General features: G+C 38.9%; 12 protein-coding genes and 3 pseudogenes. 7 read left to right on the top strand and 8 right to left on the bottom strand.

Annotation, left to right across the window (positions count from 1 at the left end; all coding sequences use genetic code 11):
• Positions 1-24 precede the first annotated feature (24 nt).
• The gene (locus tag ACSC97_RS04280; protein ID WP_436659471.1) at positions 25-414 is read right to left on the bottom strand and encodes a hypothetical protein; all 390 of its coding nucleotides are present in this window, start codon (positions 412-414) and stop codon (positions 25-27) included.
• A 244-nt stretch (positions 415-658) separates the two neighbouring features.
• On the opposite strand from ACSC97_RS04280, the gene ACSC97_RS04275 reads away from it, so the two are divergent.
• Entirely contained in the window at positions 659-865 is a 207-nt protein-coding gene (locus ACSC97_RS04275) for a DUF2061 domain-containing protein (protein ID WP_017397277.1), read from the top strand.
• 51 nt (positions 866-916) lie between these two features.
• Complete coding sequence (locus tag ACSC97_RS04270; protein ID WP_243483377.1) at positions 917-1,780, top strand: LysR family transcriptional regulator; 864 nt, start codon at positions 917-919, stop codon at positions 1,778-1,780.
• A 2-nt stretch (positions 1,781-1,782) separates the two neighbouring features.
• Here the strand turns inward: ACSC97_RS04270 and ACSC97_RS04265 are convergent, their stop codons facing one another.
• The 4 genes from ACSC97_RS04265 to ACSC97_RS04250 form a co-directional block, all read right to left on the bottom strand.
• Positions 1,783-2,538, bottom strand: a complete 756-nt coding sequence (locus ACSC97_RS04265; protein WP_436659469.1) for a hypothetical protein — start codon at positions 2,536-2,538, stop codon at positions 1,783-1,785.
• Positions 2,539-2,611: 73 nt separating this feature from the next.
• Entirely contained in the window at positions 2,612-3,358 is a 747-nt protein-coding gene (locus tag ACSC97_RS04260; RefSeq protein ID WP_004916626.1) for a sporulation protein, read from the bottom strand.
• A 53-nt stretch (positions 3,359-3,411) separates the two neighbouring features.
• Entirely contained in the window at positions 3,412-4,851 is a 1,440-nt protein-coding gene (locus tag ACSC97_RS04255) for a DUF2252 domain-containing protein (RefSeq protein WP_419371862.1), read from the bottom strand.
• Positions 4,852-5,001: 150 nt separating this feature from the next.
• Positions 5,002-5,652: an HAD family hydrolase gene (locus tag ACSC97_RS04250; RefSeq protein WP_004957667.1), complete on the bottom strand. Its 651-nt coding sequence runs from the start codon at positions 5,650-5,652 to the stop codon at positions 5,002-5,004.
• Between the two features lie 183 nt (positions 5,653-5,835).
• On the opposite strand from ACSC97_RS04250, the gene ACSC97_RS04245 reads away from it, so the two are divergent.
• Together ACSC97_RS04245 and ptsP are read left to right on the top strand one after the other, a co-directional pair.
• Complete coding sequence (locus tag ACSC97_RS04245) at positions 5,836-6,312, top strand: RNA pyrophosphohydrolase (protein WP_004876647.1); 477 nt, start codon at positions 5,836-5,838, stop codon at positions 6,310-6,312.
• A 92-nt stretch (positions 6,313-6,404) separates the two neighbouring features.
• Complete coding sequence (gene ptsP / locus ACSC97_RS04240) at positions 6,405-8,699, top strand: phosphoenolpyruvate--protein phosphotransferase (protein ID WP_004957663.1); 2,295 nt, start codon at positions 6,405-6,407, stop codon at positions 8,697-8,699.
• Positions 8,700-8,817: 118 nt separating this feature from the next.
• On the opposite strand, the pseudogene ACSC97_RS04235 reads toward ptsP, so the two are convergent.
• Positions 8,818-9,277 (bottom strand): annotated as a pseudogene (locus ACSC97_RS04235) (hypothetical protein).
• Between the two features lie 534 nt (positions 9,278-9,811).
• Here ACSC97_RS04235 and katG point away from each other — a divergent pair.
• From katG to ACSC97_RS04220, 3 genes are all read left to right on the top strand, one after another.
• Positions 9,812-12,016, top strand: coding sequence for a catalase/peroxidase HPI (gene katG, locus ACSC97_RS04230; RefSeq protein ID WP_436659465.1), 2,205 nt, complete (start codon positions 9,812-9,814; stop codon positions 12,014-12,016).
• A gap of 102 nt (positions 12,017-12,118) precedes the next feature.
• Positions 12,119-12,559, top strand: a complete 441-nt coding sequence (locus ACSC97_RS04225; RefSeq protein WP_436659463.1) for a thiol-disulfide oxidoreductase DCC family protein — start codon at positions 12,119-12,121, stop codon at positions 12,557-12,559.
• On the top strand, positions 12,556-12,963 hold the full coding sequence (locus ACSC97_RS04220; protein ID WP_004957650.1) for a DoxX-like family protein: 408 nt from the start codon (positions 12,556-12,558) through the stop codon (positions 12,961-12,963). The genes ACSC97_RS04225 and ACSC97_RS04220 overlap by 4 nt, the downstream gene beginning before the upstream one ends.
• Here ACSC97_RS04220 and ACSC97_RS04215 read toward each other — a convergent pair.
• Positions 12,950-13,354, bottom strand: a pseudogene (locus tag ACSC97_RS04215) (MBL fold metallo-hydrolase); the annotation flags it as partial. The gene ACSC97_RS04220 and the pseudogene ACSC97_RS04215 sit on opposite strands and share 14 nt — an antisense overlap.
• 53 nt (positions 13,355-13,407) lie before the next feature.
• Positions 13,408-13,819, bottom strand: a pseudogene (locus tag ACSC97_RS04210) (IS5-like element IS17 family transposase); the annotation flags it as partial.

Raw genomic sequence — 13,819 nt, 5'->3', positions numbered from 1 at the left:
TTTTCTCTATTCAACATTTGTGACTCAAGGATACGTTTTAAAACCTAATTTTTTACGTGTTTCATTTAAGGCATCAATATCATGCTGATTTATTGCAGAAGTTGCTTCATTAATTGCCTCCCATATCAATGCTTTTTGTTCTTTCGTCGTTCTTTGAGGGCTTGACCAGATAGAAGATCTATTCATATCCGAAAGCAATGGGAACCGCTTATCCTTTAATTGAATCACTGCTGTTGCAACCACCTCCCGCTCATTGATCATTGAAATCGCCATAATATTAATGCCAGCATTAGCTTGTTTGAGTTGTTGACAAACTCGATCATAATTTGAAAAAATAAAGCTATTTGTATCAATAATATTCTGAATTTTATCATCATAAAACATTGAAATTGAACAATTTTCTGCAAAAGACAAACTACTCAACATACTTAATAAAATATAACCAATTAACGATTTCATTATTAACCTCAAAAAATACAGAACTACCTGAATATATTTTTATGAGTTAATAATAATCAACTATTCAAAACCAGACAATTAATTTCATTTTTAGGAAATACATTTATAAATCCAATAACGACAAGCTAAAAATTCTTTTTTACAATACAAATGATAATGATTATTATTTAAATAATTAAGATTTAAAATGGTGACGCAGATGGCAAATATTCAAAAATTCGTGATAAATAACCAACGAACTTTAAAAAAAACCTTGAGTTACTACATCATGCACATCACTGTTGCTATGATGGTGGCATATCTAGTGACAGGCAATTTGATCATGGCAGCAACGCTCAGTTTGCTTGAGCCAACAGTGCAAGCCTTTGCATTTTTCTTCCATGAAAAAGTATGGAGTCGTTTCTAGAACCTATCCGTTGCATATACAACGAATTTAAACGCCTTATGGAAAGCCAATATGAATCTCGCTGCTTTTGAAGCATTTGTGAAAGTGATGGAAACAGGTTCTATTTCAACCGCTGCAGAATTATTGTTTATCACTCAACCTGCAGTCACTAAACGTATTCATAGTTTAGAAGATTACTTTGGCGTAAAATTATTTGAGTCTGCAGGTCGTGGTATTCAACCAACACATGCTGCACATTCATTACTTCCAAAAGTAAAGACATGGTTAAATGAATTAGGTGAGATTCACCACACACTGAGCCATGAACAGACTCAGGTACAAGGTCGCCTTAAAATTGGCACTAGCCATCATATTGGTCTACATCATCTCGCCGAACCACTTAAGAAATTTGTTCAACTTTTTCCTCAAGTCACTTTAGATGTGCATTTTGTCGACTCTGAACAAGCACATGAACAAGTCCTTGCGGGAGAGTTAGAACTTGCCTTTTTAACGTTACCACCAGCAGGTGATGATCGACTCAGCTACGTGACCATTTGGAATGATCCCTTAGTATTTGTGAGCGCACCTTTTCATCCTTTAGCAAAACAAACTCAACTTAATCTTGAAGATTTGATCGCCTATCCTAGTCTTTTGCCTGCTGCACAAACTTATACGAGTCAAATTACGTTGTCAGAGTTTGAAAAAAATGGTCTAAAACCTAAAATAACCATGAGTAACAATCCCTTAGAATCTATCAGGATGCTTGTTTCAATAGGTTTGGGTTGGTCGGTTTTGCCTAAAACATTTCTAAACGAAGATTTAAAACAACTCGATTTAAATTTAAAAATGAATCGTCAACTCGGTATGGTTTGGCATCCCGCGCGAATTCAATCTAGAGCTGCTGAAGAGCTGATTCAACTGATGAAAAACGATTAAACTTAATCCCCACCACAACTGCTACAACTACTTCCACAACTCGATGATGAGGACGACTGTTCTTGCAAGTATTTTGCATAATCTTTAGTCATTTTATCCAAATCAAAGTGTTGTCCATGCTCCCAATTCAAAGCTTGGTCAATTGCAAATAATCGAGACATTTGCGTCGTGTTTCTAGGATTATATCCATGCAACATACAACTATATTTCCATGCTTCAAATAATTGCTTCGCTTGTTGCTCTGGTTGAGTCTCATCACCATAAGGATGATGATTCAACTCTCGGCCAATAGTCTGAATGCATAATTTTCTGTATTGATCAGGATATTCCAACATCTCATGCCATAAGGCATCGACTGCGTTTGAAGGCATTGCATATGCTTGCTGTTGAATTGCATGCAGGGCTAGATAATCTATAAATCCTGCCTCTATCAGACGACATTGCTTTAAACTAATATGCGGATAGCGTTGTTGTAACGATCGCATAAAAACAGGGTCAAGTTTTATCTCTTGAATCTTTTGTAGTTTTTGTCTTCTGCTTCGACTGATCAGTAAATGGTTAAAGACCAGCAGCATCCATATACTCGGCAAAATCACCCAAGCTGTAAACAGATGTTGTTGCCAACTAAACATTAGTAGAACAATCAAGATGGGCAATATAATCCATCGTATTTTTAAGTGTTGTTGTTGTCGATCTAGTTTCAGTAACGCATCAAGCTTAGGGGAAGTATTTTCTTCCTGATTTATTTTTATTTTCATAGTTTTATCTTAAGAAGAAAAGATGACAGTTATATGACAAAAAAGCCTCCCAAATGGGAGGCTTTTAACTTGATTATGCAATCTGTAATAAACGGCGAATTTGCTGTGTAATTTGATTCACATCAAGGTTTTGATTTGAAATCGTCATCGTCAATAATTGATCTGAACGGAATGTACGATCAATTTCTAACATAATATGGGTTTGCTGTGCTTCTGCGACGAATGAAACTTCTACCTCATTAAAGCCACTAAACATATGTGAGGATACAAACTCTAACTCCTGATAGCAGCCAATTGTCGATCTAAAGTTTCGAGCTGTAAGCTGTCCTTTTTCGACATCAACAGTAGATAAAACAAAACCACACTGTTGCATCGCTTGTAAAAAGCTTTGCATTGCTGCTGTTGGTACTACTTTTAGATAATCACGATCAGTGGCATCTAAGCCCCAATCAACATCCATATGAGTCTGAATCCAAACTCGCGCACCATTTCTACGACACGCAACTTCTGTAATTGGTGTTTCAAAAGGCAATTGAATACTAAATGGGAAAGAATGAGCCTGATGTGCAGGTAATAAGAATCTCGAATTCACTAACCATTCTTGTAAAACCAAAGGTTGATTAAACTCATGATCACCAGATTCTACTTCTGCCATCGTCATCAATTGTAAATAAAGACCATTAATTTCTTTATCAGAAGATCCCCCTTTGAAACTAATTTCCCCATGCAGTGTCTCACCTGCTTGCAAGTTTGGATTCTGTAAACGTGTTTCTACAGTCACGCCTTGAAGACCCAAACCAGACATAATTTTATTAAACATTTTTCTCTAACCTTTCGAATTATTTCATATCATCTGTAGCAGCATACTTATTGTTACAGCGCATCATCTCCAGCGAGCTGAATCTTACCATCAGCAACTTCATTCATAAATTGCTGATAGTCATTTAGATTGCGTTCTGCATAAGCTTCTGCATACGATTGCAATACCTCTACGATCGCACCACCCTCACCGAGATATCCCATCAATACATCAGCATTTCCAGCCTTAGCGTGAGCATGAGCTAAAGCTAAACCACAACTTTCAGCATATTCATAAAAATATTCATCATCCATATCACTCAGATCAACTGAAATTTTCATATCGCGTAATTGGCGTACATGGAAATGTTGATCAAGTGTTGAAGAGAAACCTAGGAAAATATCACTAGCGGCTTGCATGAGTTGCTGACCATGCACTACGCGCTCACCCTCATGTATCACCTTGTCCAAAAATAACGGACTAAGAATAGAAGGATTGGCTTCTTTCATTTGTAAAATTAATGGTTCACGATCCGCATCCTGGAATAATGCGATGGCTGATCGTGTCCCCACACTTCCGACTCCGACTACCTTCAACGCTACATCAGTGCGTTGATAACGATCAAAGAGCACTTGGCGATCATATTTCAAAGATTCACGATATTGTTTGAAGAAGATATCTACATCTTTGCTAAATGGTTCATCTGAATTTGGATGCCATAATAATGGTGCATCATCCACGAAATGGCGGAATCCTGTATCTTCATCTTTTTGCGTGAGCTTAGGCAAAACAGAATATGCATTTCTTTTTTGTGCCGAATCAAGATGCTTCGCACGCTTTTTTCTTAGCTTTCGACATTCAGTATTTTCTAACAAGGTACTGGCATCAACTTTTTCGTACCACACTTGTAATGGTGAAAGTTCCGTATTTTCCAGTAAATGCTGACGGTAGCTGTTCAGCATTATTTTAATTGCTTTTAAACCTACTTTATCTGCAAGATCAATATCACGTGCAGCAATCACAAAGCTGGTAGCTAAACGTTTTAAATCCCATTCAAATGGCGCAACCAAAGTCTCATCAAAATCATTAATACCAAACAATAAGTTACGTTCTGGACTAGCAAAGCCACCAAAATTACTCAAATGACAATCGCCACAAATCTGTTGGAATAGACCAGAGTTCGACTGCTCCCAAGCTTGATCAAATAGCATCAAGGAAGGCATACCACGATAAAAGGTAAATGGTGAAACGCTCATACGTTTTGCACGAATTGGTTTAAGCAATTCTAAACGTCCTTGATTGCTCCAATCATAAATCGTGAGTGCTGTTGTTCCCTTTGGGCGTTCAGATAATTGTGATAGTTGTTCGCGTGGAATTTTTTTCCGTTGAGCTTTACCTAATTTAAAGCCTTCGCTTTTATTGAGTAATTTTCCCTGATAACTATGACGTGTCAAATCAATCGTTTCATCATTCCAAAGTTGTTTTGGTAATTTAATTTGTGGTGTTTTTGGCATTATCCCCTCATCATTTTTTTAAATAAAATTTTATATTCTTATAATCTTGATACCAGCTTAATTCAATGTTTTTATTCAATATCATCTTTATAAAAAATAAAAAATAGACATCATTACAACGTCTATTTTTAAACAACTAAATTCAGAAACTTAAATCGACCAGTCTTGAATGTCCCAATCCTGTTCTTTTGCCAATTTTTCTAAGCGGTCATCAGGATTTACCGCAATTGCATGAGTTGCATACTCAAGTAAGAACCGATCATTAATCGAATCAGAATATGCCCATGACTCAGCTACTGTTCGCCCAGCCAACCACTGATCCAAACGTGCAAGCTTGCCTTTTTGATAACAAGGAATTCCAGTCACTTTACCGGTATATTTCCCGTCTACAACTTCAGCATTTGTCGCAATAATTTCAGTAATACCAAATTCACGAAAAATCGGTGCAGTAATAAAATCACTTGTCGCAGTTATCCCGACAATCGCATGTCCTAAATCTTGATGTTTTTTGATTGCATCAAAACCTTTAGGGCGCATTTTAGGACGAATAACTTTCTGCATAAACAACTGATGTAACTCAGTTAAATAAGTATTGTCATGCTGAGTTAAAAATTGGAATACAAATTCATTGTAGGCAATCGGATCAAGTTGCCCAGCTTTATAATCTTCATAGAATTTGTCATTCATTTGACGATGATGAACTGGATCTACCAAACCTTCATTGACCAAAAATTCACCCCAAGAATGGTCAGAGTCAGTATTTAACAGGGTATGATCTAAATCAAACAAAGCCAATTGCATAGAATTTCTCGTTTAAACTGAAAATTAAGAAAAAAAATGTAAATCTATCTCCGCTAGTCGATAGAAATTCGTTAAGATCATAGCAATTTTAAACATTTTACTTTGACCTTTTTCGAGTTGGACGTGAAGAGTGACTGTCCCCGAGATCAAAGTCAACGATATAGACAAAATTTAGGTAGCCAAATGATCGACTCAGAAGGTTTCCGACCCAACGTCGGGATCATTTTGGCAAACGATGACGGACAAGTCTTATGGGCAAAGCGCATTGGTCACAATGCTTGGCAATTTCCACAAGGAGGTATCCAGTTTGGAGAAACCCCTGAACAGGCACTTTATCGTGAACTGAGAGAAGAAGTCGGCTTATTGCCCGAACACGTCCAGATTATAGCGCAAACTAAAGGTTGGCTGCGTTATCGTTTGCCACATCGGTACATTCGGTCAGATTCAGATCCCGTATGTATTGGACAAAAACAAAAGTGGTTTTTACTGAAGTTAACGGCATCGCCGCATCATATTCAGTTAAACCTATCCGACCCACCCGAATTTGATGAATGGCAATGGGTGAGTTATTGGTATCCATTAGGTCAAGTGGTGAATTTCAAACGTGATGTTTACCGTAAAGCCATGATGGAGTTGTGTTTACAACTACCACAACGCTAAACATCAATAAATCATCACTTTAAGCAATGATTTTTGACTAGAGAGCTGTTATAACTAGGTTCATAACGATTTATAAATTGGAGTAAACATCCATGTCAAACATGCAACTCGACACGCTTAGACGCATTGTGCAAGAAATCAATGCGTCCGTCAGTTTGCATGACTCCTTGGACATTATGGTCAACCATGTGGCTGAGGCGATGCATGTAGATGTTTGCTCGATTTACTTATTGGATGAACGTAATAAACGTTATGTGTTGATGGCTTCAAAAGGTCTTAAACCTGAAGCAGTTGGACATGTCTCATTAAATATTGGTGAGGGTCTGGTCGGCTTAGTTGGACAACGCGAAGAAATCGTTAACCTTGACAATGCTCCCAAGCATGACCGATTTGCTTATTTACCTGAAACAGGTGAAGAGCTATTTAACTCATTCCTTGGTGTACCAGTCATGTATCGCCGTAAGGTTATGGGCGTTTTAGTTGTTCAAAATAAAGAACCACAAGACTTTAGTGAAGCAGCTGAATCATTCCTCGTGACGCTTTGTGCTCAGCTTTCTGGCGTAATTGCACATGCACATGCCGTTGGCAATATTGATGTTTTCCGTAAGCCTACCAGTGGCTCAACATATAAAACGTTCCAAGGTGTTTCAGGTGCAGGCGGTGTCGCGCTAGGTCGTGCAATTGTGCTCTACCCTCCTGCTGATCTTACGGTAATTCCAGATCGAGAAGCAGAAGATATTAGTGAGGAGCTTGAACTCCTAGATCAAGCGATTGCCTCTGTACGTAAGGAAATTCAATCCTTAGATGAAAAAATGCAAGACTCACTCATGTCTGAAGAACGTGCTTTATTTAGTGTGTTCTTGAGAATGTTGGATGAAAATGCATTACCAAGTGAAATTAAAGACCACATTCGAGCAGGAAGTTGGGCACAGGGTGCTGTCCGTAAAGTCATTGATAAACATATTGCGTTGTTTGCGCAAATGGAAGATGACTATCTGCGTGAACGTGTTTCAGATTTAAAAGACCTAGGTCGTCGAATTTTGGCATGTTTGCAAGAAGCCGATTCGAGTCATCGAGAGCTGAGCCCTGATAGCATCCTGATTGGTGAAGAAATAAGTACGGCTGCTCTGGTTGAATTACCTGTTGATAATATTGCGGCAATCGTTACTTCTGAAGGTGCTGCCAATTCACATATGGTGATCGTGGCTCGTGCGCTAGGCATTCCAACAGTTGTTGGTGTCACTGAGTTACCAATCACCACACTTGATGACATTGAAATGATCGTCGATGCTTATCAAGGTCGGGTCTTCGTTAATCCGCCACGTCGATTGCGCCAACGATATAAAGAAGTCCAAAAAGAAGAAGAACAAATTGCGAAAGACTTAAAGCAATATGAAACCAAGGATGCAATTACCCCTGATGGTGTATCAATTCCCCTATTCGTCAACACAGGTTTGATGATTGATGTTGTCCGTGGTGTGCAACGTGGTGCAAAAGGTGTCGGACTATACCGTAGTGAAATTCCTTTTATGCTTCGTGAGCGCTTTCCAGGTGAAGAAGAACAACGTGCTATCTATCGTCAACAGCTAAGCCACTTTGCAAATAAGCCAGTGATTATGCGTACCCTCGATATTGGTGCGGATAAAGACTTGCCTTATTTCAGCATTGAAGAAGAAAACTCGGCTTTAGGTTGGCGTGGTTTGCGTTTTACCTTAGACCATCCTGAGATTTTCTCTGCACAGATTCGCGCGATGTTAAAAGCGAGTATTGGTCTAAATAACTTACATATTTTATTGCCGATGGTGACAAGCGTCAGTGAAGTTGAGGAAGTTCTTTATTTATTGGAACGTGATTGGATTGCGGTTCAAGAAGAAGAACAAGTTAAAATCACTCGACCAAAAATCGGAATTATGGTCGAAGTACCTAGTGTCCTCTTTCAAATCAGTGAGTTTGCCGAGCTAGTTGATTTCTTCTCTGTCGGTTCTAACGATTTGACCCAGTACTTACTTGCAGTCGATCGAAACAACCCTCATGTTGCAAACGTTTATTCGCATTTTCATCCATCAGTTTTGCGTGCATTAAGTCGTTTAGTTGAAGACTGCCACATCCATCAAAAACCCGTCAGTGTGTGCGGTGAAATGGCAGGTGATCCTTTATCTGCGATTTTATTGATGGCGATGGGCTTTAATACGCTTTCAATGAGTTCAAGTAATATCTTGCGTGTTCGAAAAGCAATTTGTCATGTTCCAATGAGCGATGCCAAACAACTTTTGGATGAAGTACTGAAAATGAATAACCCACTGATTGTAAAAAGTTGGTTAGAACATTATTTCAGAACACATGGTTTAGCTGACATGGTGAAATCAAATCGTATGTTGAATGCTTAATTCAATGCACAAAAAACAAAAAGGATGATCTGATTGGATCATCCTTTTTTCTTTGAAAGAATAAAATAGTTAAATGCTTCAAAACATATCCCTATGTTCCTATTCAGAAGATTCACTATTATTGGCGATCACGTAAAAGTACTTGTTGTTTACCTGCACCCAAGCTTACGCGTGGAAACTGTCGATCATAATCAATCATAATTGTATCTTTAGTCACTGGATTAGCTGCGTCAGCTTCCCAAGTAACATAATTAAGTTAGCTCTGCATTGTCCTTCACAGCGGGCTGAATATGCTCACGATGCTTCTGAGGAATAGCAAATTCAACCGTAAACGGAATCTGCGAAACCTGAACCTTTTTTTCTTGAATCAAAGTGGCAGGTGCATCAGCCATACGTTTTTCTAAAGCATACAAACGCACTGTACCTTGTTGTTGTGGGACTTTATATGAACTATTCCCAACGAACTCAACTGAGAGTAAATTTGAATTGCTTGCTTCCCGCTCCTGACTTTGAGGAGATGAAACACATCCCGTTAGAATAGTTATTGTTAAACCAACACCCAACGCAGCTTTCTTCATTTGCTATTCCCAATCATTTCATTTATCCGAAAATAACATAAATTTTTGTCAAATCCTGTTTGCTTACAGACCATCAACAGAGTCTAAGAAACTGGATACACTGAGCACAATTTACAGAACTACTACATGAAAATTGTTATGCATTGACGGATTTAAAACGATTTATAATTATGAACTTTAGATAAACTATATCTACTCTCCCTAAAAAACAGAAATTGTAAATATATATTTTTAAATGATTTTTATAAAAAAATAACAAATATCATCTCTACACTTCGGCATTTCAAGTTTAAGATTTAATCAGCTTCAATCGAATAAAGCATTTAAGACATCAACTTTAATCCATTGGAAAAAAAGGTTTCACAAACCTAGAGTAAAAGTACAAAGAGTGTGAATTGATTCATATGCAATCAAATTTAGGCATCACCCAGATCGATACCCAATTTGTGTAATGAATCATTAAAGCATTCATCATTTTGAACGGTAAATAGTAAAAGTGACTTCGCTCACAGGTCACTTTGCTGGAGAAAGATCATGAGCCAAGACAATAAAGTACAATCAAATACAACGACTTCAGGACAATGTCCTGTCATTCATGGTGGTAATACCGAGGTTCATGGTGGGCCAATGGCATGGTGGCCAAATGCACTAAACCTCGACATTTTGCATCAACATGATAAGAAAACTGATCCCATGGATCCTGATTTCGATTACGCAAAAGCATTTTCTGAACTTGATCTAGAAGCCGTTAAACAAGATTTACGAGAATTAATTAATACCAGTCAAGACTGGTGGCCAGCCGATTGGGGCAGTTATGTTGGCATGATGGTTCGTACCGCTTGGCATCTTGCAGGTAGCTATCGTAAACAGGATGGTCGCGGTGGAGCGAACACAGGTAATCAACGTTTTGCTCCTCTTAATAGCTGGCCAGACAATGTCAACACAGATAAAGGCCGCCGTTTGCTTTGGCCAATTAAACGTAAATATGGCAACAAAATCTCATGGGGCGATTTAATCGTGCTGGCTGGTACAGTAGCCTATGAAGTTGCTGGGTTGAAAACTTTTGGTTTTGCTGGTGGTCGCGTCGATATTTGGGCACCTGAAAAAGACGTGTACTGGGGAAGCGAGAAAAAATGGTTGGATGCAACCAAAAATCGTTATGAAAATGATCAAGATCGTACTTCATTAGAGAATCCACTTGCAGCTGTACAAATGGGTTTAATTTACGTAAACCCTGAAGGTGTTGATGGTGTACCTGATCCACTGAAAACAGCTCAAGATATGCGCACCACATTTGACCGTATGGGGATGGATGATGAAGAAACAGTCGCATTAACAGCTGGTGGTCATACTGTTGGTAAAGCACACGGTAATGGTAAAGCAGAAAATCTAGGTGCTGATGTTGAAGGCGCTGATGTCGAGTTCCAAGGTTTAGGTTGGCACAACTCTGAAGGTACGGGAAATGGTGCAAACACCATGGTCAGTGGAATCGAAGGCGCTTGGACAACACATCCAACCAAATGGGACAATGAATTCTTCTATTTATTATTTACCTATGATTGGGAACTGCGTAAAAGCCCTGCAGGTGCTCATCAATGGGAACCGATTAATATTAAAGAAGAAGATAAACCTGTTGATGCCCACAATCCGAATATTCGCCGAAATCCGATCATGACTGATGCCGATATGGCACTCAAAATTGATCCAGAATATCGTAAAATTTCTGAACGTTTCTATCGCGATCCAGCTTATTTGGCTGAAGTATTCTCTCGTGCATGGTTTAAGTTAACCCACCGTGATATGGGGCCAAAAAGCCGTTATTTAGGACCAGATGTTCCACAAGAGGATTTGATTTGGCAAGATCCTATCCCAACAGTGGATTACACTTTGACAGATGGTGAAATTGCAGAACTTAAAGCGAAGTTACTGGCAAGTGGGCTCTCTGCTTCTGATCTTATTACAACGGCATGGGACAGCGCGCGCACCTATCGTGGTTCGGACTTCCGTGGTGGTGCAAATGGTGCACGTATCCGTTTAGCTCCACAGAAAGATTGGGTAGCTAACGAACCAGAACGTTTACAAAGAGTCCTTTCAGTTTTAGAGTCAATTCAAGCGAGTTTGGCTAAAAAAGTGAGCCTTGCAGATCTGATCATACTTGGTGGTACTGCTGCGGTCGAACAAGCCGCTCATAAAGCAGGTGTCAACATCACTGTACCATTCGCTGCAGGTCGTGGCGATGCAACAGCTGAACAAACTGATGTTTACTCTTTTGAGCCGTTAGAACCATTGCATGATGGTTTCCGTAATTGGCAGAAACAACACTATGATGTAACGCCTGAAGAGTTGTTGTTAGATCAGGCTCAACTCTTAGGTTTAACAGCACCAGAAATGACCGTATTGATCGGTGGTATGCGTGTGTTAGGTGCAAATTATGGCGATAATCCTCAAGGTGTATTGACCGATCGAGTAGGTGTTCTGAGCAATGACTTTTTTGTGAATTTGACAGACATGAAATACAACTGGAAGCCAACTGGTCGAAATAGTTACAACATCGTTGAACGTGACACAGGTACAGTTAAATGGACTGCAAGTCGTGTTGACTTAGTCTTCGGTTCGAACTCGATTTTACGTGCCTATTCTGAAGTCTACGCTCAAGATGACAATAAAGAAAAGTTCGTTAAAGACTTTGTGAAAGTTTGGGTAAAAGTGATGAATGCAGATCGATTTGATCTTGCCTAAATCCCCTTAAAATGAAGAAATGAAGAACCTTTTATGGTTCTTCATTTTTTTATGCTGGATTTTGAACTATGATCACAACAATGAATCAGGAAAATAATAACAATGACTACTTCACTCGATCATATAATCCAAACCAATAGCATCATCTTGTTTGATGCTCATTGTGTATTATGCTCTGCATGGGCAGATTTCATGGTGAAAAATGATCCTCAACTTCAATTCAAGTTAGCATCAGTTCAGTCACCAATAGGTCAACGTATTTTAACGATATATCAACTTCCTACTGATCATTTTGAAACAATGGTATTAGTAGAGCGTGGAAAACTGTATACAGAATCAACTGCTTTTATCAGAATCATTAAGCACTTATCTTTTCCATATTCAACACTTCAGTACACTCAGTTTATTCCCAAAGTGATCCGAGATTTTGGATACCGACGAATTGCGCTCAACCGTTATCGTGTTTTTGGCAAGACTGAACAATGCTACAGAATGACACCTGAAATCGCGGCGCATTTTTTAACTGATGATATGGTCTCATGAATAAATTAATCCAAACCCATCAACGCATTTTGAAATTCAGTCAATGGATGATTGCCTTACTATGGATTTATCAGGGTTTATTTCCAAAATTGATTTTTAAAGTAGAAGATGAACAATACATTTGGCAATACATGGGCTTAGCTTCAGAGTATATCTTCTGGATCATTTCACTTTCAGGGATCGCTGAAATTATCTTCGGTTTTATGTTTTTATTGTTTACGCAGCGATATTTACACTGGCTAAATATTATCAGTTTGATTGGGTTATTTTTTTTCGTTTTATTGATCTACCCAAACCGAATTTACCAAGCATTTAATCCTGTCGTCATGAATCTAGGATTGATTAGCCTTTCAATTATTGCATTGTGGTGTATTGATGCCCTCAAACAGATCAAGCACGAATAAAATGTCCTTCTCTTATACAATAAAATGGATTGACCAATTTTGACGAGGACTTCATTGCTTGTTGCAACTCATGTTCAGGTGCATCACGGTCTTCATCGGTGAGCTGGAAAGTTCGATAGTGAATCGCCAATGATCGGTGGGCATGTAGATCTAAGTGTGCATGAAAAGCATCTTGTGGATTCATATGAACAAAACGCATCAATTGACGTGGTTCATAAGCCCCTATTGGTAATAGCGCTACACGGGCATCGCCATAACGCTCATGAATCTTTTTAAAATGCGGAGAATATCCCGTATCACCAGCAAAGAAACAATGTCCTGTTTTTGCCAATAATGAAAAGCCACCCCATAAGGCCCGATTTTGATCACGCACGCCACGACCAGAGGCATGCGGCTTTGTTGCACAAAGATTTGAAATGCAAAGCGCCCCTAATTGAGCCAAATTTAAGGCGTAACTTGGGTAAGTGGTCGACCTAATTCCGTAAATCTGTTGAGGACTGCTACACGTGCATGAATTTCATTCACCTGACTAGGAAAGCTTCTTGCCATTAATTTATCGCCTAATAATTTGATGCAATGCATCTTGGTTTCCACCAAACTGCGGCGATGATAGCCTGACCATTTTTTCCATAATGTCCTGCCTAAACGTTTAACTGTTCGAAGTAATTCATTTCGCTCTAGCGAGCTACTCTTTGTATCTTTCCATGGTTTCGCATTTTTTCTAGGTGGAATCACCGCATGTGCTTGCCGATCTGCAATGACCTGACGGCATTGCTTGGTGTCATAAGCTCCATCGGTATAAACAGAGTCAATCTGCTCATCTTGTGGAATCTGATTAAGTAAATCACCAAGCACC

The organism is Acinetobacter sp. P1(2025), assembly GCF_051390655.1.
Classification (GTDB): domain Bacteria; phylum Pseudomonadota; class Gammaproteobacteria; order Pseudomonadales; family Moraxellaceae; genus Acinetobacter; species Acinetobacter junii.
The sequence above is the reverse complement of the archived record's forward strand: the minus strand, read 5'-3'. Positions and strand labels throughout refer to the sequence as shown.

Bases quoted from the DNA above. Each gene is read 5' to 3' on its own strand.
- ACSC97_RS04260 (WP_004916626.1), bottom strand. From the start codon at position 3,358: ATGTTTAATAAAATTATGTCTGGTTTGGGTCTTCAAGGCGTGACTGTA.
- katG (WP_436659465.1), top strand. From the start codon at position 9,812: ATGAGCCAAGACAATAAAGTACAATCAAATACAACGACTTCAGGACAA.
- ptsP (WP_004957663.1), top strand. From the start codon at position 6,405: ATGTCAAACATGCAACTCGACACGCTTAGACGCATTGTGCAAGAAATC.
- ACSC97_RS04225 (WP_436659463.1), top strand. From the start codon at position 12,119: ATGACTACTTCACTCGATCATATAATCCAAACCAATAGCATCATCTTG.
- ACSC97_RS04250 (WP_004957667.1), bottom strand. From the start codon at position 5,652: ATGCAATTGGCTTTGTTTGATTTAGATCATACCCTGTTAAATACTGAC.
- ACSC97_RS04245 (WP_004876647.1), top strand. From the start codon at position 5,836: ATGATCGACTCAGAAGGTTTCCGACCCAACGTCGGGATCATTTTGGCA.
- ACSC97_RS04275 (WP_017397277.1), top strand. From the start codon at position 659: ATGGCAAATATTCAAAAATTCGTGATAAATAACCAACGAACTTTAAAA.
- ACSC97_RS04255 (WP_419371862.1), bottom strand. From the start codon at position 4,851: ATGCCAAAAACACCACAAATTAAATTACCAAAACAACTTTGGAATGAT.
- ACSC97_RS04220 (WP_004957650.1), top strand. From the start codon at position 12,556: ATGAATAAATTAATCCAAACCCATCAACGCATTTTGAAATTCAGTCAA.
- ACSC97_RS04270 (WP_243483377.1), top strand. From the start codon at position 917: ATGAATCTCGCTGCTTTTGAAGCATTTGTGAAAGTGATGGAAACAGGT.
- ACSC97_RS04265 (WP_436659469.1), bottom strand. From the start codon at position 2,538: ATGAAAATAAAAATAAATCAGGAAGAAAATACTTCCCCTAAGCTTGAT.